The organism is Actinomadura sp. 3N407, assembly GCF_052245875.1.
Classification (GTDB): domain Bacteria; phylum Actinomycetota; class Actinomycetes; order Streptosporangiales; family Streptosporangiaceae; genus Spirillospora.
Genome location: NZ_JBQQBP010000008.1, coordinates 223,342 through 242,910, shown reverse-complemented (window position 1 = coordinate 242,910; position 19,569 = coordinate 223,342). Strand labels below are relative to the sequence as shown.

17 protein-coding genes are annotated in these 19,569 nt (G+C 72.1%); 11 read left to right on the top strand and 6 right to left on the bottom strand.

What is annotated here, in order from left to right:
* Positions 1 to 123 precede the first annotated feature (123 nt).
* The gene (locus ACTWPP_RS21965; protein ID WP_443106200.1) at positions 124 to 2,244 is read left to right on the top strand and encodes an ATP-binding protein; all 2,121 of its coding nucleotides are present in this window, start codon (positions 124 to 126) and stop codon (positions 2,242 to 2,244) included.
* Here ACTWPP_RS21965 and ACTWPP_RS21960 read toward each other — a convergent pair whose 3' ends face one another.
* The 3 genes from ACTWPP_RS21960 to ACTWPP_RS21950 are packed head-to-tail and all read right to left on the bottom strand — an operon-like array spanning position 2,245 to position 5,032.
* The gene (locus tag ACTWPP_RS21960; protein WP_443106199.1) at positions 2,245 to 3,174 is read right to left on the bottom strand and encodes a carbohydrate kinase family protein; all 930 of its coding nucleotides are present in this window, start codon (positions 3,172 to 3,174) and stop codon (positions 2,245 to 2,247) included.
* A complete protein-coding gene (locus tag ACTWPP_RS21955; RefSeq protein WP_443106198.1) occupies positions 3,171 to 3,809 on the bottom strand; it encodes a hypothetical protein in 639 nt (212 codons plus the stop codon). The genes ACTWPP_RS21960 and ACTWPP_RS21955 overlap by 4 nt, the downstream gene beginning before the upstream one ends.
* 11 nt (positions 3,810 to 3,820) lie before the next feature.
* Complete coding sequence (locus tag ACTWPP_RS21950; protein WP_443106197.1) at positions 3,821 to 5,032, bottom strand: hypothetical protein; 1,212 nt, start codon at positions 5,030 to 5,032, stop codon at positions 3,821 to 3,823.
* A gap of 226 nt (positions 5,033 to 5,258) precedes the next feature.
* On the opposite strand from ACTWPP_RS21950, the gene ACTWPP_RS21945 reads away from it, so the two are divergent.
* Positions 5,259 to 8,369, top strand: coding sequence for a tetratricopeptide repeat protein (locus ACTWPP_RS21945; protein WP_443106196.1), 3,111 nt, complete (start codon positions 5,259 to 5,261; stop codon positions 8,367 to 8,369).
* Between the two features lie 7 nt (positions 8,370 to 8,376).
* Here the strand turns inward: ACTWPP_RS21945 and ACTWPP_RS21940 are convergent, their stop codons facing one another.
* On the bottom strand, positions 8,377 to 9,984 hold the full coding sequence (locus tag ACTWPP_RS21940) for a right-handed parallel beta-helix repeat-containing protein (RefSeq protein WP_443106195.1): 1,608 nt from the start codon (positions 9,982 to 9,984) through the stop codon (positions 8,377 to 8,379).
* A gap of 78 nt (positions 9,985 to 10,062) precedes the next feature.
* Entirely contained in the window at positions 10,063 to 10,818 is a 756-nt protein-coding gene (locus ACTWPP_RS21935) for an IclR family transcriptional regulator (protein WP_443106194.1), read from the bottom strand.
* Between the two features lie 76 nt (positions 10,819 to 10,894).
* Between ACTWPP_RS21935 and ACTWPP_RS21930 the strand changes: the two genes are divergently transcribed.
* The 5 genes from ACTWPP_RS21930 (at position 10,895) to ACTWPP_RS21910 (ending at position 15,848) form a co-directional block, all read left to right on the top strand.
* The gene (locus tag ACTWPP_RS21930) at positions 10,895 to 12,037 is read left to right on the top strand and encodes a cupin domain-containing protein (protein ID WP_443106193.1); all 1,143 of its coding nucleotides are present in this window, start codon (positions 10,895 to 10,897) and stop codon (positions 12,035 to 12,037) included.
* Positions 12,034 to 12,864, top strand: coding sequence for a fumarylacetoacetate hydrolase family protein (locus ACTWPP_RS21925; protein WP_443106192.1), 831 nt, complete (start codon positions 12,034 to 12,036; stop codon positions 12,862 to 12,864). Before ACTWPP_RS21930 ends, ACTWPP_RS21925 begins: the two co-directional genes overlap by 4 nt.
* A complete protein-coding gene (locus tag ACTWPP_RS21920; protein ID WP_443106191.1) occupies positions 12,861 to 13,448 on the top strand; it encodes a maleylpyruvate isomerase family mycothiol-dependent enzyme in 588 nt (195 codons plus the stop codon). Before ACTWPP_RS21925 ends, ACTWPP_RS21920 begins: the two co-directional genes overlap by 4 nt.
* Before the next feature lie 24 nt (positions 13,449 to 13,472).
* Positions 13,473 to 14,651 (top strand): FAD-dependent oxidoreductase, encoded by a 1,179-nt coding sequence (locus ACTWPP_RS21915; protein WP_443106190.1) that lies wholly within the window; start codon positions 13,473 to 13,475, stop codon positions 14,649 to 14,651.
* Positions 14,652 to 14,774: 123 nt separating this feature from the next.
* Positions 14,775 to 15,848: a maleylacetate reductase gene (locus ACTWPP_RS21910; protein ID WP_443106189.1), complete on the top strand. Its 1,074-nt coding sequence runs from the start codon at positions 14,775 to 14,777 to the stop codon at positions 15,846 to 15,848.
* 18 nt (positions 15,849 to 15,866) lie between these two features.
* Here the strand turns inward: ACTWPP_RS21910 and ACTWPP_RS21905 are convergent, their stop codons facing one another.
* Positions 15,867 to 16,277, bottom strand: coding sequence for a cupin domain-containing protein (locus ACTWPP_RS21905; protein ID WP_443106188.1), 411 nt, complete (start codon positions 16,275 to 16,277; stop codon positions 15,867 to 15,869).
* 216 nt (positions 16,278 to 16,493) lie between these two features.
* Here ACTWPP_RS21905 and ACTWPP_RS21900 point away from each other — a divergent pair, with 216 nt between their 5' ends.
* The 4 genes from ACTWPP_RS21900 to ACTWPP_RS21885 all read left to right on the top strand — a co-directional run bounded on the left by ACTWPP_RS21900 (position 16,494) and on the right by ACTWPP_RS21885 (position 19,556).
* A complete protein-coding gene (locus tag ACTWPP_RS21900; RefSeq protein WP_443106187.1) occupies positions 16,494 to 17,405 on the top strand; it encodes a LysR family transcriptional regulator in 912 nt (303 codons plus the stop codon).
* Positions 17,406 to 17,548: 143 nt separating this feature from the next.
* Entirely contained in the window at positions 17,549 to 18,430 is an 882-nt protein-coding gene (locus ACTWPP_RS21895) for a VOC family protein (RefSeq protein WP_443106186.1), read from the top strand.
* Positions 18,382 to 19,041, top strand: a complete 660-nt coding sequence (locus ACTWPP_RS21890) for a fumarylacetoacetate hydrolase family protein (protein WP_443106185.1) — start codon at positions 18,382 to 18,384, stop codon at positions 19,039 to 19,041. Before ACTWPP_RS21895 ends, ACTWPP_RS21890 begins: the two co-directional genes overlap by 49 nt.
* Positions 19,042 to 19,184: 143 nt before the next feature.
* Complete coding sequence (locus tag ACTWPP_RS21885; RefSeq protein WP_358459561.1) at positions 19,185 to 19,556, top strand: VOC family protein; 372 nt, start codon at positions 19,185 to 19,187, stop codon at positions 19,554 to 19,556.
* Positions 19,557 to 19,569 lie beyond the last annotated feature (13 nt).

Here is a 19,569-nt window from a genome sequence, read left to right as displayed (position 1 = left end):
GAAGTATGTTTCTTTGACGTGCTCTTTGGCATTTGTTCTGCCCTTCCCTGCCTCCCTTCGCCTTGACGCGTAGTTTCGGAATGGGTGAGCATTCAGGTTCGCGTTCCCTCCCCCCACAGGAAAATGACCACGAACCCGGGTGCCGCCGGAATGCCGCGCGGACACGTCAACGAACTGGCCGGATCCGTCAACGGGCCGGTCGTGCAGGCACGGGACGTCCTCGGCGGCGTGCATTTCCATGGCGTCCAGCACGACGCGCCGGTGCCCAGGCAGCTCCCCAGGCCCGGCCGGCTCGTCAACCGCACCGGGACGCTGGCCGCCCTCGGCCAAGGGCGGCCCCCGGACGGCGCGGTCGTCGTGAGCGGCCCGGCCGGGATCGGCAAGACCGCCGTGGCCCTGCACTGGGCGCACGGCAGCCTCGGGCACTTCCCCGACGGCCAGCTGTTCGCGGACCTGCAAGGGCACTCCGCGGCGGGCCCCCTCCTCCCTGTGGAGGCACTGGGACGCTTCATCCGCGCGCTCGGCGTCCCGGACGACGGCGTCCCGGCCGAACTGGCGGAGCGCGCCGCGCTCTTCCGGTCCCTGGCGGCCGCGCGCCGGCTGCTGATCGTCCTCGACGACGCGTACTCGGCCGCGCAGGTCGGCCCGCTGCTGCCGGGCACGGCCGGGAGCGTCGCCGTGGTCACGAGCCGGTGGCGCCTGGCGGGGCTGGTGGTGCGCGGCGCCCGCGGTGTCCAGCTCGGCCCGCTCGGCCGCGACGCGGCACTGGAGATGCTGGGCGCCGCGCTCGGAGCCCAACGCGTCGGGCCGGAACTCGGCATGGCCGAACGGCTCGTGGAGCAGTGCGAACGGTCGCCGCTGGCGCTGAGCATCGCGGCGGCGAGGCTCGCCACCCGCCCGCGCTGGTCGCTGGCCGGGATGGTGGCGGCGCTGACCCACGAACGCCGGCGCCTGACGGTGCTGTCGGCGCAGGACGCGGAGGGCGATGTGACGATCAGAGCGGCCTTGACGCTGTCGTACCGGAATCTGCCCGAGCGGGCGCAGCGCCTGTACCGGCTCCTCGGGGTCCACCCGGGGGTGACGTTCGACGGCCGGGCGGTGGCGGCGCTGGCCGGTGTCCCCCTCTCTTCGGCCGAGGCCGGGCTCGACCTGCTCACCGAGGCCAACCTGCTGGACGACCTTCCGGACGGCCGGTACCGGTTCCACAACCTGGTGCGCCTGCACGCGCTGGAGCTGGCGGAGGGGAACGAGACCGAGACCGAACGCCGCGAGGCGGTACGGCGGCTCGCGGAATGGACGGTGGCGGCGGCGCTGGCGGCGAGCCGGGCGATCGCGCCGTACCGGCGGCTCGCCGATCCCGGGTTCCGGGCCCCGGACCCGCCCGAGTTCGGCACGGCGGCCGGCGCGCTCGAATGGCTCGACGAGGAGTTCGGCAACCTCCGGGCGCTGGCCCGGCGCGCCCTGGAGTGCGGCCTGAACCGGCAGGCCCGGCTTCTGGTCGACGCGAGCTGGCCCCTGTTCCTGCATCGCGGCCACCACGTGGAACGCCTGGACTTCGACCGCGTCGGGCTGGCGGCGGCGCGCGCCGACGGCGATCCGGTCGCCGAGGCCAAGATGCTCAACCGGACCGGGCTGGCACTGCGCGCCCTCGGCCGGCCGGACGAGGCGGCGGGGGACTTCACGGCCGCGCTGGAGCTGTGGCGGCGGCTGGGGGACGAGGCCCGGGTCGCCGGCACCCGCCGCAGGCTGGGCCTCCTGGAGCTGGACCGCGGTGCCGCCGGAGCCGCCGCGGCCCACTTCGGCGCCGCCCTCGACGCGTTCCGCGCGGCCGGTGAGAACCGCCGCACGGCGCTCACGCTGTGCGACCTCGGCGCCACCCTCATCAAGGCGGGGCGGGCGGCGGAGGCCGTCGATCCGCTGACGGAGGCCGGGCGGCTCCTGGCGTCCGAGCCCGACCCGTACAACCGGGCGCGGGCGCTGGTGCTGCTCGGCCAGGCGCAGGCGCGCGGCCCCGACCCCGCAGCTGCGGCGCAGTCCGTGGAACGGGGACTGGCCACGATGCGCGAGATCGGATCGGCGATCGGGGAGGGCGACGCCCTCCACGTCCTCGGGGACCTCGCCCTCCAGGACGGCCGGGCCGGCGACGCCCGGCGGCTCTACACCCGCGCCCGCGAGATCCTGGCCGGCACGGGCGTGCCGACCAGGATCCTCGACGAACGGCTCGCGGACCTCGGCCCGGGCTGATCAGCGGTCCCAGCGGCCCGCCGTGACCGCGGGCGGCGCCGATTCGCGCAGCGCGGCCAGCCGCGCCGGTGTCAGCGACACCGCCGCCGGCAGCCGATGCCCGATCTTCCACCCGGCGTGCAGCACCCCGCTCTGCAGCGCCGCGACGGGATCACCGCCGCGCAGCCACTCCGCGAGGAACGTCGCGAACAGCGCGTCCCCGGCGCCGGAGGTGTTGGTCACGCGCGGCGGCGGCGCCGCCGCGACCCGGATGAGCGTCCCGTCCCGCAGGCCCAGCAGGGCGCCGCCGGCGCCCAGCCCGACCCCGGCCATCTCGCAGCGCCGGTACCGGCGCAGCAGCCCGGCGACCCAGCCGCGCGGATCACGCAGCCGCTCGTGACTGCAGAACACGATCCGGGACCGCTCCAGCCACGGCCGGCCGTACGCGTCGCACGGATCGTCGATCAGGTGGACGTCGACCGCGATCGGAACGCCGAGCGCGGCGGCGGGCGCGACCAGCGGCCGGACGAACCGGGCATTGGTCAGCACCAGCAGGTCGGCGTCCCGCGCCTGCCCGCGCAGCACGTCGAACGGGTAGGCGAACCCGTCGACCGGCGCGAGATGCGGCAGCCCCATCCGCCGCCCGTCCCGGCCGACGAGGACGACCCCGGAGGACGACGTCCGCGACGCGACGACCCCGGCGCCGAGCAGCCCCTCCCGGCCGAGTTCCGCGCGGATCACCGTCCCCGCGGCGTCCCCGCCGACGACGGTGCACAGGCGCACGTCGCAGCCGAGCGCCCGCTGTACCCGCGCGATGTGGGCGGCGGCCCCGGAGACGCCGACGTGCGCCCAGGCCGGTGGGCGCGTCGGCGAGTAGGGGACGGGGAACGCGTCCACGGCCACCGTCGTGTAGCAGCTGGACGCGCCCGCCACGACGACCTTGGGCCTCATGACGCGTGCCTCCTCCCGGCGGTGGCGGGAAGCGCCGTGACCTGGACCCGGCCCACGGTCTCCAGGCGTCCCGGCCGGGCCCCCCGCGCGGTGAAGCGGCCGACGAGCAGCACCGCCCGCGTCAGCTCCGCCACGGCGAGCCCGGCCGCCGACCAGCAGTACAGGAACGACCCGCAGACCGGTGCCCACACCTCGCCGGCCTCCGGCGGGCAGCGGGCCGCGACCGCCGATCCGTCCCGCGTGACGGCCAGCTGGCCGCCGTGCCGGCGGGCCACGGCCACCCCGCAGCCCGGGTAGCGGTCCAGCCGCCTGCGGAGCCGGTCCGGGAGACCGAACGGGAAACGGAGGGCGCGGTCCATCAGGACGTCGGCGAGCTCCCACCGGTCCGCGCCCGCGCGGTCGTCGCAGCACGCGACGACGTGCGAGTCGACGAACGCGGGGGTGCCGAGCCGGGAGGTGCCGGCGTCGCGGTCGCCGAACAGCACCAGCCTCGGCTCACGCGGATGGCCGCCCCTGGGAATGGTGAGCACCGCCGGGACACCGCCGGCGCGCGGACCGGCGGCGTCCTCGGGACGGGTCAGGCAGAGCACCCGCTCCAGCGTGTACAGGCGGGTGAAGACGAGTCGCTCCGGCATGCCGCCTCCCCTCATCTCGCCAGGTACGGCGGTACGGCCGGGAGCGTGGCGGGCACCGAGGCCGGCACCCGCAGCCGCAGCCGCCGGTACATCAGCTGCCGCATGTTGCGGTTGAACCGGCCCGGCTCGGACGTGAGCCGGCCGACCACGTCGCGGTGCCGCCCCGCGTCGAAACCGGTGGCGGCCTGGAGGAGCTGCCGGCGCAGCGACCCGCGCCCGGAGACGCGGGGCGCGACCGCGCCGAGCAGGGACTGCGCGGAACCGGGCTGGCAGTCGGCGTCCGCGAAGCTCCCCAGCAGCACCGGGACGCCGGTGACGGCCGCGTAGGCCGTCGCGGAGCCGTGGTCGCCGATGACCCAGTCCGCGGCGGCCAGCACCGACCGCCAGTCGGCCTCGGGCGGCACCAGGCTCAGGCCGTGCCGCAGGCAGTCGGCGAGCCATGTCTTGACCTGCCAGGTCCCGTAGCCGTACCAGACGTTGGGATGCAGGAGGGCGACGACGTGGAACTCGTCCTCGGGCAGTTCCGCCAGCAGCCGCGACCACAGGTCCGCGCGCCGGCCCAGCAGCGACTTCTGCCCCCACGTCGAGGTGACCACGACGAGCTTGCGGCCGTCGCCCGCCCCCAGCGCCACCTGGTACGAAGGGCGGCACTCCAGGGACGCCACCAGCACGTCGTAGCAGGGATCGCCGCACACCACCGCCGCGGGAACCGCCTCCGGGCACGACCTGCCCAGGTGCCCGAGGTCCTCGCTGTGCGCCAGGACGATGGACGTGGGCACCAGGGCGCCGTCGTGCACCAGCCGCTGGGCGTCCAGGTCATAGGCGGCGCGGCTGCCGACCGCGCGTCCCCTGCGGCGGACGACGAGCTTGTTGTGGCCGGCCCCGTGCGGCATGACGATCAGCGGCGCGTGCACTTCGTGGAGCCCCTGCAGGCTCGCCGCCAGCGCCAGGTCGAACTCGGTGCGCGTCGCCTGCTCCCAGGGCACCTGCGCGGCGCCGATCCCGGCGAGGAAATCGCGTACCCCGTCCCCGAACACGTCCGGGGCGTGGGTGAAGACGACCCGGATCCGCAGATCGTTCTCCAGGAGCCGGGCGGCCTCCAGCACCCGCTGCCCGGACGTGACGGTGTGGACGACGACCAGCACGGTCTTGCATTCGCGCCGGGTCGCCCACCGTTCGGCGCCGGGCCCGATCGGGACCGGGCGCCATTGACTTTCGGACATCGTGGAATCACTGCCCCTCTGCTCAGTGCTGTCCGATCGCGACCCCACACCGATCGTCAGGGGCAGTCCTTGCGGTGGGCCTTGCCGGATGCCTTGCGGAAATCTTGCAGTTTCGGCCCGCCGGCCGACCCATCGTGGCCAGGACACAACATGCTCACTGGTAGAAATTCTCACTTGACAATGCGAGGATCATCGATGTCAAGGTCGGCTTTCCTTGGGAGTGCGGATGGAATTCCGCATCCTCGGCCCGATGGAACTGTGGGCGGATGGGCAGCGCCTGCATTTGGGCTGGGCGAAAGAACGCTGCGTCCTGGCCGTCCTCCTGATGGCCCCCGGCCGGCCGGTCACTTCCGAAGTGCTGATCGACCGGGTATGGGGCGAAGACGCGCCGGCCAGGGCGAAGGATCTGCTCTATCCGCACATGACGCGGCTGCGGCGCAGCCTCCAGGCGCTCGGCGAAGAAGTGCGGCTGGAGCAGACGTCGGGCGCCTACGTCCTGAAAGTCGACCCCGACACCGTCGATTATCACCGCTTCCGGTCGCTGTGCGGCCAGGCCCGGGCCATAGCCGACAGCGGCCACCCGGACGAGGCGGTGCGGCTCCTGGACGAGGCGCTGCGGCTCTGGCGCGGCGATCCGCTGCGCGGCGTCGCCGGGCGATGGGCCGAGTCGCGGGGGCGGGACATGCGGGACGAGCTGCTGGGCGCCGCGCTCGACCGGGCCCGGCTCGAACTCGACCTCGGTGAGCACGCGAAGCTCATCGTGGAACTCAACGAGCTGGTCGACCGGTTTCCGGACCACGAGAAAGCGGTCGAGCTGCTCATGCTGGCCCTGCACCGGAGCGGCCGGACGGCCGAGGCGCTGCGGGCGTTCGAGCGGGCCCGGCAGCGGCTGGCCGCCGAACTCGGCGCCTCCCCGAACACGCGGCTCCGCGAGCTGCACCGCCGCATCCTGGCCGCCGACCCCGAGCTGATGGCGCGCCCGAGACGGCCGCGCGGCGCCTCGCCGCCCAGCGACCTGCCGCGCGACCTGCACACCTTCACCGGGCGGGAAACCGAACTGCGCCGCCTCGCGGAAATGGCCGGGGGCGACGGCACCGCCATGACCGTCCTGGCCGTCGACGGTATGGCGGGCGTCGGCAAGTCCACGCTGGCGATACGCCTCGCCAACCGGCTCGCCCCCCGCTACCCCGACGGCCAGATCTTCCTCGACCTGTGCGCACACGACCCCGAACGCGAACCGCTCGGCCCGGCGTCCGCGCTCGACCGGCTGCTGCGCGCGCTCGGCGTCGCCGCCCAGCGGATCCCGGCCGACCTGGACGGCAGGGCGGCGCTGTGGCGCACCGAACTCGCCCGCCGCCGCGTCCTGCTCGTGCTCGACAACGCGCTCGGCCACGACCAGGTCCGGCCGCTGCTGCCCGGCGCGCCGGGCTGCCTCGTCCTGATCACGAGCCGGCGCCGTCTGGAGGGCCTGGACGCCGCCCGTACCCTGTCGCTGGACGTGCTCCCGCCCGAGGACGCGGCCCTGCTGCTGACCAGATCCGCGGGGCTCGGCCCGGACACCGATCCCGGGCCCGTCCGCACGGTGGTCCGGCTGTGCGGCCACCTCCCGCTCGCCGTCCAGCTGATCGGCAACCGGCTGCGGCACCGTGCGAGCTGGACCGTGGCGGACCTGGCCGAGCGCCTCGGTGCGGGACACTCACCGCTCGCTGAGATCCGCGCCGAGAACCGGCAGCTGAGCACCGCGTTCGAGCTGTCCTACCTGGGCCTCGACTCACGGCGGCGGCTCGCCTTCCGGCTGCTCGGCCTGCATCCCGGCGCGGACCTGACCGCGCGTGACGCCGCCGCGCTGCTGGACACCGGGCCGGCCGACGCCGAATCCCTGCTGGACGACCTGCACGATCACCACCTGATCGCCGAACCCCGGCGGGGCCGCTACCGGTTCCACGACCTCATCCGCGAGTACGCGCGGCGCCTCGTCGCCGACCAGGACCCGGCGCCCGAACGCGAGGCCGCCGTCGACCGGCTCATCGACCACCATCTCTCCGCCGCCGCGCACGCCGACCGGCTGCTGTTCCCGTACCGCTCACGCCCGCATCGGCTTCCCCCGGCCCCGTCGTTCTTCGACGGCGAGGACGGGGCACGCGACTGGATGCGGGCGGAACTCGACAACGTCCTGAACATCGCCAAGCACGCGGCCGACCATGGCCGTCCACGCCACGCCGCCCTGCTGGCGGCGGTGCTCGGGGAGTACCTCGAAACCCACGGCCACTGGCCTGAGGCGGCGGGCCTGCACGAACGCGCCGTCCAGAGCTGGCGCGCCCTCGGCGACGACGAGGGCGCGGCCCGCGCGCTCGCCGACATGAGCAGGCTTCTCCTGCGCGCGGGACGGCACGAGGAGGCGCTGAACGCCGCGAGCGAGGGCCTGGAGATCACCGCCGCGGGCCCCGGCGCCGTCGCCGCCCTGCTCGACCAGCTCGGCCTGATCCACTGGCAGCGTTCCGAGTTCGACGTCGCCGTCGGCTACTACGAGCGGGCGCTCGACCTGCGGCGGTTCACCGGGGACCGGGCGGGCGAGGCCGAGGTCCTGCACCATCAGGCCATCATTTTCTGGCATCTGGGGCGCTATGCCGAAGCGGCCGAGGAAATGCGCGCCGCGCTCGCCCTGTACGAGGAGGTGGGCAACCTCAAGGGACGTCAGATGGTGCTCAACAATCTCGGCGACATCGAGCGCCGGCTCGGCCGGTACTCCCAGGCCCTGCGCCATTACGAGGAGGCGGCCGCGGTCATGGAGATGAGCCGGCAGCACCTGGCCACCTGGCTCAACAATGTCGCCGCCGTCCGGTTGAAGAGCGGCGACGCTGCGGCGGGAATCGACAATTACCGGCAGGCGCTTTCGATCTACCGGGAGATCGGTGCCAGGCGCGACGAGGCCGCCTGCCTGAACAACATCGGCCTGTGGTACGCCGAGATGCACCGCGAGGGCGAGGCCCTGATTCATTTTCAGAAGGCCCTGCAGCTGTCCCGGGAAATCTCCGAACGCTTCGAAGTGACCGCCGCCCTGAGGAACATCGCGGACGTATACCGCCGCTCGGGCCGCTATCACACGGCACAGGAACATTACGAGGAGTCCCTGACAACCGCGCGCTCCATCGGCGACGCCTATCAGGAGGCACGCGCGCTGGACGGCATGGCACAGGTGGTGGCGCGAACCCACGGTGAAGCGCAGGCCGACGCCCATCGCCGCCGGGCCCTGCAGATCTATGAGGAGCTGGGCGTCCCCGAGGCCGACGAGGCCCGCCTGCGCATTGAGGAACGGGACAGCGCCTCGGGGACCTGAACTCCCGTCAGGGTGCGGGACGGTCGGGGGTGTCGAACCAGTCGCAGCCCTCGGGCCTCGGCTTGTCGCGGCCGTACTCCGAGCATGGCAGGGCGGCCAGGACCTTGAGGAGATTGCCGAACGGCGAGTAGATCGTCCAGCCGGACGGGTGGGCACAGTCGGGCAGGCGGGCCGGGTCGGATTTCACCGTGCCCCACGACGAGGTGTTGTCCTGCCAGCAGTTGCCGTCGCCCTGCTCGTCCCACCACACGTCCAGGCCGTTGGGCAGCGTCCTCCCGTCTGGCGCGGCACCGAAGGCGTTGCCGGTGTAGCGGTTGCGGTGGGAGGTGTCGCGGAACTTCGTCCAGTCGTTCTCGCCGCGGAGCGGTGCGGGCACCCAGATCTGCCGGAAGCCGCTGCGCCAGTTGTCGTACAGCCGGTTGTGCACGTAGTTGTTGTCGTTGCCGCCGCCGAGCAGCAGGCCGGTGCCGACCGGGACCGGCGGTGCGGGGCACACCACGCCGTCTTCGTGGCCCCGGTCCCTGGGGAGTTTGGCGCAGGTGCCGTCCCAGACGTTGCCGTAGTAGTTGACGTTGTTGCTGTAGATCAGGTTGTTCTCGAACGTGGCGTGGTTCTGCGGCAGGCCGGGGTGGCCGGGGAAGGCGCTGTCCATCGAGACGCCCGCCGAGTTGTGGTGGAACTTGTTGTCGTGCGCGTAGACGGAGTCGCCCGCGGTGCCGGAGTAGCCGAGCGCGTTGTGATGGGAATCGCAGCGCTGGATCTCGATGGAATGCCGGCGCCCGTTGAGCGGTGAGGCCGAGCCCGGGTAGAGCCCGGCGTCACCGTTGTGGTGGCCCACGCAGTCTGTGTAGAGGCCGTGGTCGCTGGCGAAGGTGAGGAAGCCGTACTCCTCGTTCCACCGGGCCAGCGCACGGTCGATCACGAAGCCGTCCTGCTCCAGGATGTACACGCCGTTGAACTCGAACAGCTGCGTGGTGATGTTGCGCAGGTAGAAGCCGTCCGCGCGGTCCGACCGGATGCCGTTGAGCCTGGCCCAGGTCCCGTCGGACTTGAACCCGCCCTCGATGACGACGTCGGTCATCTCGCGGCCGGTGCCCTCCAGTTGGAGGTCGCAGCGCGGGCTGTCGCACGAGTAGTCGTCATCGTCCGGGGTCTCGTCCCCGAAGACGGCGACGAGCTGCTGGATGTTCGGGCAGGCGTACTGCTCGGCGTAGGTCAGCAGATCCTTGCCCTCCAGCGCGGCGCAGCGCGGGCTCGGCTCGGCGCGGCTGGGCTCCTCGCGGTACGTGCCGGGCAGCACGTAGATCGTCGTGCCGCGCTCGGTGACGTCGTTCACCGCGGCCTGGATGTGCTGATACGAGCATTCGGCGAGGAGCCGTTCGTTGAGCGTCTTCAGCCACCCGCCGTAGCCCTTGATCAGCTCGGCCGACTCGGGTTTGCACACCACCAGCCGCGGCGACGCCGGCGCCTTCCGGTACGTCGGGACCTTGCCGGTCCCCGCCGGGAACCTGACCTCGCGTTCGGCGTGGGCGAGCGCCGGGGCCGTCATCAGCCCCAGGGCCACGGTGAACACGAGCGCGACGACTGCGGTGCGCGAGACGCGCTTACCCATCATGACCGGAAATATGAACGCTATTCGCGATCTTGCCCAGGCCCACTCTCCGGCCACATCGGGCCACTCACGTCCCTCCGGTCAGGCGGGTGCCGTGAGGCGGTCGGTCATGGCGGCTTCGATGCGCTGCGCGGCGGCGGACAGGGCGTTGACCCAGCCGGGGAGGGCGTCGCGGTCGAAGCGGGCGGTCGGCAGGGCGATGGACAGGCCGGCCGGCGGGCCGCCCGAGCGGTCCCTGATCACCACGCCGACGGCGGTCAGGCCGGTCTCGGTGAGCTGGTCGTTGATGGCGAAGCCCCGCTTGCGCACCAGCGCCAGCTCGCGGCGCAGCCGGTGGAGGTCGACGTCGCCGCGGTCGGCGTAGCGGACGGCCACCTCCCCGGGGGCGAGGGCGGCGAGGATCGCCTTGCCGCCCGAGGTCAGGTGCGCCGGCAGCGACACGCCCACGCGGTCGCCCACGCGAAGGGCCTGGCCGGACTCGACGGTCATGATGAAGCGCACCTCCGTCCCGGCGAGCACCACGACGTTGGCGGTCTCCCCGGTCCGCTCCACGAGCCGGCGGAGCGGATCAGCGGAGACCTCGCGCAGCAGGGCGACGGGCGCCCCGGACGACTCGGCCGGGCGCAGTACCTTTCCCGGGCCGTACCGCCGGTCGGGGTGCTGCTCGGCGAAGTCCCGGTACACGAGCATCGCCAGCAGCCGGTGCGCGGTCGACACCGCCACGTCCAGCCGCTCGGCCGCGTCCGTCACCCGCATCGGGCCCTCCTGCTGGAGCAGCGCGGCGAGCCGCAGGGCGTGGTCGACGGAGCTGAGCGCGTACGGCGGTTTGTTCCTCATGACAGAAAGAGCTTATCTGTCCTCCAGAAAGGCGGGCATGCTGGGCGCACGTCCCCTGCGCGAAGGAGCCCAGATCATGACCGTCACGGATCGATCGCCGGTGAACATCGTCGCGACCGACGCCGAGAACCAGCCCGCCCGCACGCCGGAGCTGGAGGCGCTGTACCGCGGCTTCGAGGCCGAACTGCTCGTCCCGCTGTGGACGGAGATCGGCGACCTCATGCCGCTGTCGCCCCGGTCGAAGGCGGTCCCGCACCGGTGGCGGTGGGACGCGCTGCTGCCGATGGCCGAGCGGGCTGGAGAACTGGTGCCGGTCGGACGCGGCGGCGAGCGCCGCGCGATCGCGCTGGCCAACCCGGGGCTGGGCGGGCGGCCGTTCGCCACGCCGACGCTGTGGGCGGCGATCCAGTACCTCAACCCCGGTGAGGACGCCCCGGTGCACCGGCACACGCAGAACGCGTTCCGGTTCGTCGTCGAGGGGGAGGGCGTGTGGACGGTGGTCGACGGCGATCCCGTCGCGATGCGGCGCGGTGACTTCCTGCCGCAGGCCGGGTGGCACTGGCACGGCCACCACAACGTCACCGACCGCCCGATGGCCTGGATCGACGGGCTGGACATCCCGTTCCAGTACTTCGCCGACTCCACGTTCTTCGAGTTCGGGCCGGACGAGGTCGAGTCGCGGGAGGCGCCGGAGCGGTCGCGGTCGGAGCGGCTGTGGGGCCATCCCGGCCTGCGCCCGCTCACCCATCTGCGGCCGACGCCGGCCACCCCGCTGCTGGCCTACCGGTGGGAGCACACCGACCGGGCGCTGGCCGAGCAGCTGGCGCTGGAGGCGGAGGGGCACCGGGCCACGGTCGAGCCCGGCCGCGCCGCGGTCCGCTACACCAACCCCACGACGGGCGGCGACGTCATGCCGACCCTGCGCGCCGAGTTCCACCGGCTGGCGCCGGACACGGTGACCGCGACGTCGCGTGAGGTGGGGTCCTCGGTGTTCCAGGTGTTCGACGGCACCGGGCGGGCCACGGTCGGGGAGCACGCCTGGACGGTCGGGCGCGGCGACCTGTTCGCCGTCCCGTCGTGGCAGCCGCTGACGCTCACCACCGAGAACGGCCTGGACCTGTTCCGGTTCAGCGACACGCCCATCTTCGAGCGGCTGCACCAGCACCGCGTCCAGCACGACCCTGCACAGACGGACACGATTCAGGAGAACGCTCAGTGAAGCTCGCCACCGTCCGGACGGACGACGGAACCCGCGCCGCCCGGCTCACCTCCGGCGGATACGTCCTCCTCGACGCCCCTGATGTGGGTGCGCTGCTCGCACGTGAGGACTGGCCCGATGAGGCGGCGGCGGCCGGTGGGGAGCCGCGTCCCGCGGACGCCGCCGACCTGGCGCCCGTCGTGCCGCGTCCCGGCAAGGTGCTGTGCGTCGGGCTCAACTACCGCCCCCACATCCTGGAGATGGGGCGGGACCTGCCCGAGTATCCCACCCTGTTCGCCAAGTTCGCCGAGGCGCTCATCGGCGCCCGCGACGACATCCGCCTCGCCCCCGAGTCGTCGGCCGTCGACTGGGAGGCCGAGCTGACCGTGGTGATCGGACGCACCGTCCGGCGGGCCTCCGAAGAGGAGGCTTCGCAGGCCATCGCCGGATTCACGATCATGAACGACATCACCATGCGGGACTGGCAGTTCCGCACCAGGGAATGGCTCCAGGGCAAGACCTTCGAGGGCACGACGCCGCTCGGGCCCGTCCTGGTCACGCCGGACGAGCTGCCCGGCGGCGTCCGCCCCGCCCTGCCGCTCACCTGCCGTGTGGACGGCGCGGTGATGCAGAAGGCCGAGACGTCCGACCTGGTCTTCGACCCGGTCGATCTGGTGCGGTACGCCTCCACGGTCCTCACGCTGCGGCCGGGCGACGTCATCGCGACCGGCACGCCCGGCGGTGTCGGTCACGCCCGCAAGCCGCCCCGCTACCTGTCGGACGGCATGACCGTCGTGACCGAGATCGGGGGCATCGGGCGCCTGGAGAACACGGCGAGAACGTCGTGACCGCCCGCACCTGGATGGACGAGGCCACCAAGCTGTTCCTCGGGGCGGCCGACCGGCTCACCGACGGCGAACTGGACGCCCCGACCGCCCTGGACGGCTGGACGCGCCGGCACGTCATGGGCCACGTCCACGGCAACGCCGAGGCGCTGCGCCGGCTGCTGAGCTGGGCCGTCACCGGCGCCGAGAACCGGATGTACGCCGGTCCGCGGCAGCGGGCGGACGAGATCGAGGCCCTGGCGCAGCGTCCCGCGGCCGAGCTGCGCGCCCTCGTCCACGCGTCGGCGAACCGGCTGGCGAAGGACATGGACGCCCTGCCGGACGGCGCGTGGAGCAACCTCGTGGTGACCGCCCGGGGACGGACCGTCCCCGCCGGGGAGATCCCGTGGATGCGGGCGAGGGAGGTGGCGGTCCACGCCGTCGACCTGGGCAACGGGGTGACCTTCGCCGACCTGCCCGAGGACTTCACCGCCCGCCTGGTCGCCGAGGCCGCGGCCGGGCACGCGTCCGGAGGGCGGGCCGCCGACCTGGCCGCGTGGCTGACCGGGCGCGCCGCCGAGGCCCCCACGCTCGGCCCGTGGCTGTGAACGGACGCGATGGAAGGGAACGCGATGATGACCCCCGTACTTGATCCCGTCGACGTCGTGGTGGCCGGCGGCGGCATCGGCGGGCTCTCCACCGCCTACGCCCTGGCCCGCTCCGGGCGTTCGGTGTCCGTGCTCGAACGCTCGCCGGAGTTCACCGAGGTAGGCGCCGGCCTGCAGATGGCGCCGAACGCCACGCGGATCCTGAGGGAGTGGGGCCTGCTCGACGAGGTCTGCGAAGCGGGCGTCGCGCCTCAGCGTCTGCTGTTCAAGGACGTCCTGGACGGCGGCGAGCTCACCCGCCTCGACCTCGATGACGAGTTCGTGCGCCGCTATGGGGCGCCTTACATCGTCATCCACCGCAGTGACCTCCTCACGATCCTGGCGCGGGCGTGCGAACGCGCGGGCGTGAAGCTGGTCGCGGACTGCGACGTCCAGGACGTCGAGACGGACCGGGACGGCGTGACCGTGCGCAGCGCCCTCGGCGATCACCGGGCGCTGCTCGCCGTCGGCGCGGACGGCCTGCGTTCGAGGCTGCGGGCCAAGCTCAGCGACGACGAGCCGATCTGCTCGGGATACGTCGCCTACCGGGGCGCGTTCCCCGTGGCCGACCTCGGTCCGAAGATCGGCGAGGACGCCCTGCGGCAGGTGGTGTTCTACATCGGGCCGGGCTGCCACATGGTGCGGTACCCGCTGCGCCGTGGGGAGATCTTCAACACCGTCGCGGTCTTCAAGTCCCCCGCCTACGAGCGCGGAGAGGAGGACTGGGGCGGGCCATGCGAACTCGACGCGGTGTTCTCCGGGGCATGCGACGAGGTGCGCGAAGGGCTGGGTTCGCTGTGGCGTGACCGCCGCTGGGCGATGTTCGACCGGCTGCCGATTCCGAACTGGGTCGACGGCCGGCTCGTCCTGACCGGCGACGCGGCGCACCCCATGCTGCAGTACCTGGCGCAGGGCGCCTGCCAGGCGATCGAGGACGCCGCCTGCCTGGCCGCCGAACTCCACGACGCCCCGCCGCCTGACTGGGCCGAGGCGGTCAAACGGTACGAGGCCGAACGCACCGAGCGCACCGCCCGCGTCCAGACCACCGCCCGCCTCTGGGGCGACATCTGGCACGTGGACGGTGTCGCCAGGACGCTCCGCAACGAGCTGTTCCGGACGCGCGACCTCCACGACTACAAGTACATCGACTGGCTGTACGCATGACATAGGTCGACCCGGGCCGCCGGAGAGCAGGTGCGTCCGGCCTCGTCCAGAGGAGTTCGCTACCGTGAACGACCTGGACCAGGCCCGCCGAGACCGGCCTTCCCATGGACAGGAGAGACCGTCGTGAGCACCGGTTCCGCACGCGGCCGGGACCGTCCGGCGGTCCGCGTCCACGAGACGCTCCCGGCCCGCGTCCTGATCGGCTCCGGCGCCCTCCGGCTCGTCGCCGACGAGGTGGCCCGGCTCGGGGCGCGGCGGGTGCTGCTTGTCGCGACCCCGTCCGCCGCCGCGGCCGCCGGCGAGGTCGCCGAGGCGCTGGGTCCGCGGCTGGCCGCGTCGTTCGGCGGGCCCGCGCCGCACACGCCGGTCGCGGTGACCGCGGAGGCCATGGCGGTGGCCGGGGAGGCCGGCGCGGACTGCGTCGTCGCGATCGGCGGCGGGTCCGCGATCGGGCTGGCCAAGGCGGTGTCGGCACGGACCGGGATGCCGCAGGTCGCGGTGCCGACCACCTACGCCGGTTCGGAGGCGACCCCGGTCCTGGGCGAGACCGAGAACGGCGTGAAGACCACGCGCCGCGACCCCGCACTCGCCCCCGGCACGATCGTCTACGACCCCGGCCTCACCCTCACGATGCCGCCCGGCCTGACCCGGACCAGCGCCATGAACGCGCTCGCCCACGCCGTCGAGGCCCTGTGGGCACCGGACGCGACCATGGTCACCGACGCGCTGGCCACCGAGGCCGCCGGCGGCATCCTGGGCGCGCTGCCCGAGGTGCTGGACGACCCGTCCGGCCCGGAGGCCCGCGCGCGTCTGCAATCGGCCGCGTGGCTGGCGGGGATCTGCCTGGCGCAGACCCGGATGGGCCTGCATCACCAGCTCGCGCACGTCCTCGGCGGCGCGTTCGACCTGCCGCACGCCGAACTGCACACGATGCTGCTGCCGCACGTGATGGCGTTCAACCTGCCCGCGGCGCCCGCCGCGTCGTCCCGGCTCACGCGGGTCACCGGACGGGACGACCCGGTCGCGGTGGTCGCCGATCTGGCGCGCGGCCACGATGGCCCGACTTGCCTCTCCGAGCTGGGGGTTCCTCGCGCGGAGCTGCGGGGCATCGCCGAGCGGGTGGCGGCCGACCCGTACCCGACCCCCCGGACCCCGTCCGCGGAGTCGCTCACAGCCCTCCTGATCAACGCGTGGTAACCGAGATCCGGGCCGTTGTCAGTCGCTGGCCATTTTGTCTTCGGGGGAGAGGTGGTCGACCGTTATGCCGGTGTCGGTGAACGTCCGGGTGACCTTGGCGGACGTGTAGACCCACAGAATGCGCAGCGGGCTCCGGCCGACATTGCGGAACAGATGGGGGATCGGAGAGGGAATGTAGGTGGTGTCGAACCGGCTGAGCCGGGTGACTTCGCCGTCCACCAGAACTTCGGCCTCGCCATCGAGAATGGTGACGTGCTCATCGCAGTTGTGCGAGTGCATGGGGGCGCCGGTGCCGACCGGGTAGACGCTCATACCGCTGGTGATCAAGTTCTCGCCGGCGGACGAGGCGGAGGTCACCAGCGGCGTCGTCGCGATGGCGCCGCCGCGGTCGAGGATCGCGACCTGGGAGGACTTGATGATCGTTGGCATGGAGCACGGCCTCTCGGAAGGAACGACGTGCCTTCGAGCGTAGATCCGGAGGGTGGCCGATCGGCGCCACGAGAGGTGCACCCTTATACCTCGGCCCGTCCGGACCGGTTGGAAAAGTGGAGGGTGTCATAGAATGTCCCAAATCTAGTATCCGGACAGTAAGAAACCCACGGGTGAAGCACGGCGCGCCTCCTTCACCCTCACGCCGGAGGAGCCATGGACCGTCTTCTCGTCATGCGCAGCTTCGTCACCGTCGCGAAGGTCGGCAGCTTCAGCGGCGCCGCCAAGGTCCTCGGCTCCTCCGGGTCGCTCGTCTCCCGGCACGTCGCCGACCTGGAGAAACAGCTCGGCGTGCGGCTGGTCAACCGGACCGCGCGGTCGATCAGCCTCACCGAGCCGGGGCTGCGCTACAGCACGTTCGCACAGCGCGTCCTCGACGAGATCGACGACGAGGACGCGAACATCGCCGAAATGCACGACCGGCCCGAGGGGCCGCTTTCGGTGATCTGCCCGAAATGGATCGGCAGCTTCGACCTCGGCGACGCCATCGCGGCCTTCGCCGTCGCCCATCCGAAGATCACGCTGCGTTTCGAACTCGGCGGAATGTCGGACCGGACCTATGACTTCCTGGACAGCGGATTCGATGTCGCGTTCCACACCAGGGATCTGCGGGACTCCAGCGTCCGGCTGAAAAAGATCGCCGCATTGCCGTTCGTGCTGTGCGCCGCGGAATCGTATGTCAAGAAACGCGGTCTGCTCGCCGACCCGAACGAACTGAACGACCACGATTGCCTTGTGCACGTCAATGACCCGGTGTGGCGGATCGGGCACGGGCACGCCAGCACCCTGCACAAAATCCGCAATGTCGCCTTCATGTCGAACTCCTACATCGCGCTCCAGAAGGCGGCGGTGCACGGCCGCGGCATCGCCCTGATCCCGCACCGCCCGGCCTACGAGGACCTGGTCAGCGGCAACCTGCGCGTCCTCCTGCCCGACCTGCCGGTCCCCGACCGCTCCCTCTACGCGATCTACGGGCCGTCCGCGCAGATCCCGCGCAAGGTCGAGGTCTTCCTGAAGTTCCTGACCAGCTGGTTCTCCGACAACCCCATCCCCGCGTTCGAGAGATAGTCCCGCGCGCCACCGCCGGTCATTTTGTGCAACTAACGTTTGCAGGCTTCATGGTCATGGAGCATTGGAGCCGGGCCGCCGAGTTCCTAGGATCAATATGCGACCGTGCCGGACATCGCGCTCCGGCACCTTTCAGGAAGGCAATGGCGGTGGGAATCCAGCGCATCGAGTCGGTTCTCTACAACGTCGAGGACCTGGGCGAGTGCGTCCGCTTCTTCGAGGACCTCGGGCTGACGCTCGCCGAGCGCGACGACGAACGGGCCGTGTTCGAGACCCTCGCCGGGCAGACCCTCCGCCTCGCCGTCCCGGTCGACCCGGACCTCCCGCCGGCCCTGGAACCGGGGCCGGGCATCCGCGAGGTGGTCTGGGGCGTCGACACGCCCGCCGAACTGGACGCGATCGTCGCGCGGGTCGCCGCCGACCGCGAGGTGCGGCTCTCCGGCGACGGCGTCCACCACACGGCCGACGAGACGGGATTCGGTCTCGGCCTGACGCTGGCGCGGCCGGACAAGACCGGGCGGCGGACGCCCAGCGCGGCCAACACCTGGGGGAACGTCTCCCGCTGGAACAGCCCGCTGACCTCGGTGGGGCGCGTCCGGCCGCTGCGGATGTGCCATGTCGCGCTCAACATCCCCAAGACCGGACGGGACGAGGCGGTCGCCTTCTACGTGGACCGCCTCGGCTTCGTCCCGACCGACATCGTCAAGCCCATGGGCGTCTTCATGCGGTGCGAAGGGGACGCCGACCAGCACAACTTCCTGCTGTGCCACCGTCCCGACCGGGCCTCGACCAACCACGTGTCCTTCGAGGTGCCCGGCTTCGACGACGTCGTCGAAGGCGGCAACCACATGATCGCCGAGGGCTGGCGGGAGGCGCGGCGGCTCGGCCGGCACACGGTCGGCTCCAGCCGCTGGACGGGTCGCCGCTGGACGGCGGCCACACCGACGCCGGGACGCCCGTTCCACTGGCATCCGCCGTGCTGCTGCCGCCCGTCGTGCCACCGGTGTTCTACGCCGTCGGCCTGAACTACAAGAGCCACATCGAGCACGCGCTGGAGAAGGGCTACGCCGCCGCGAACGTTCCCGAGCGGCCGGAGGTCGCATACCGGGCGAACAACGCCCTCACCGGCCACGGCTCGCCCATCGTCAAGCCCACCGGCGTCGAGGGGCGCTTCGAGGCCGAGGGCGAGGTCGTCGCCGTCATCGGGCGGAGGCTGCGGCGCGCGAGCTACGCGGAGGCGCAGGAGTCGATCTTCGGGTGGACGATCGGCAACGACGTCAGCGCGCGCACCTGGCAGCACGAGGACCGGTCCTTCTGGCGCAGCAAGAACAGCGACACGTTCAAGCCGATGGGGCCGTGGATCGAGACCGACGTCGACCCGCTGGCCCAGACGACGACCATGCGGGCGGACGGAGAGCCGCGCGCGTCCTTCCCGACCGGCGCGATGATCTTCGACCCGTACGAGTACATCGTCGAGACGACCAGGTACATCACGATGCACCCCGGCGACGTCCTGTGGATGGGCGCCGACGGCACCTGCCAGATCGAGCCGGGCAACGTCGTCGACATCGAGATCAGCGGGATCGGAGTGCTGTCCAACCCCGTCCACGCAGAAGAAGACGAAGAGCACGACTAGCGACGAGAGCACGAAGCGAAGAGCACGACAAGCGACGAACAGCACGGCTAGCGACGAAGAGCACGGCTAGCGACGAAGAGCACGGCTAGCGACGAAGAGCACGGCTAGCGACGAAGAGACACGGCGCACGAAAGGCACCCGCGATGAGCAACCGGCCCCGCTATATCCACCACGTGAACTTCCCGACGACCGACCCCGACCGGACCGCGGAGTGGTACACCAAGGTCTTCGGCCTCAAACGGATCCAGGCGAAGAGCAACACGCGCGTGCTGCTGATGACGCGCGGCAACTTCGACCTCCACTTCACGCCGGTGGAGGAGATGGACCGCATGGCCCCCTACCACTTCGCGATCGAGGTGGACGACTGGGACGGGTTCCTCGCCCACCTCAAGGAGCTGGGGATCCGGCACACCCGGCCCATCGAGCGCCCGGAGAACCAGTCGAAGTTCTGCTACATCCACGACCCGGACCACACGATGATCGAGCTGGTCTACCACGGCAAGCGCCCGTCCTGACACGCGATACGAC

What these genes read in the sequence shown, in the direction of transcription:
- ACTWPP_RS21965 (WP_443106200.1), top strand. Translation starts at nt 124, where the DNA reads ATGACCACGAACCCGGGTGCCGCCGGAATGCCGCGCGGACACGTCAAC.
- ACTWPP_RS21960 (WP_443106199.1), bottom strand. Translation starts at nt 3,174, where the DNA reads ATGAGGCCCAAGGTCGTCGTGGCGGGCGCGTCCAGCTGCTACACGACG.
- ACTWPP_RS21955 (WP_443106198.1), bottom strand. Translation starts at nt 3,809, where the DNA reads ATGCCGGAGCGACTCGTCTTCACCCGCCTGTACACGCTGGAGCGGGTG.
- ACTWPP_RS21950 (WP_443106197.1), bottom strand. Translation starts at nt 5,032, where the DNA reads ATGTCCGAAAGTCAATGGCGCCCGGTCCCGATCGGGCCCGGCGCCGAA.
- ACTWPP_RS21945 (WP_443106196.1), top strand. Translation starts at nt 5,259, where the DNA reads ATGGAATTCCGCATCCTCGGCCCGATGGAACTGTGGGCGGATGGGCAG.
- ACTWPP_RS21940 (WP_443106195.1), bottom strand. Translation starts at nt 9,984, where the DNA reads ATGATGGGTAAGCGCGTCTCGCGCACCGCAGTCGTCGCGCTCGTGTTC.
- ACTWPP_RS21935 (WP_443106194.1), bottom strand. Translation starts at nt 10,818, where the DNA reads ATGAGGAACAAACCGCCGTACGCGCTCAGCTCCGTCGACCACGCCCTG.
- ACTWPP_RS21930 (WP_443106193.1), top strand. Translation starts at nt 10,895, where the DNA reads ATGACCGTCACGGATCGATCGCCGGTGAACATCGTCGCGACCGACGCC.
- ACTWPP_RS21915 (WP_443106190.1), top strand. Translation starts at nt 13,473, where the DNA reads ATGATGACCCCCGTACTTGATCCCGTCGACGTCGTGGTGGCCGGCGGC.
- ACTWPP_RS21905 (WP_443106188.1), bottom strand. Translation starts at nt 16,277, where the DNA reads ATGCCAACGATCATCAAGTCCTCCCAGGTCGCGATCCTCGACCGCGGC.
- ACTWPP_RS21900 (WP_443106187.1), top strand. Translation starts at nt 16,494, where the DNA reads ATGGACCGTCTTCTCGTCATGCGCAGCTTCGTCACCGTCGCGAAGGTC.
- ACTWPP_RS21895 (WP_443106186.1), top strand. Translation starts at nt 17,549, where the DNA reads ATGGCGGTGGGAATCCAGCGCATCGAGTCGGTTCTCTACAACGTCGAG.
- ACTWPP_RS21885 (WP_358459561.1), top strand. Translation starts at nt 19,185, where the DNA reads ATGAGCAACCGGCCCCGCTATATCCACCACGTGAACTTCCCGACGACC.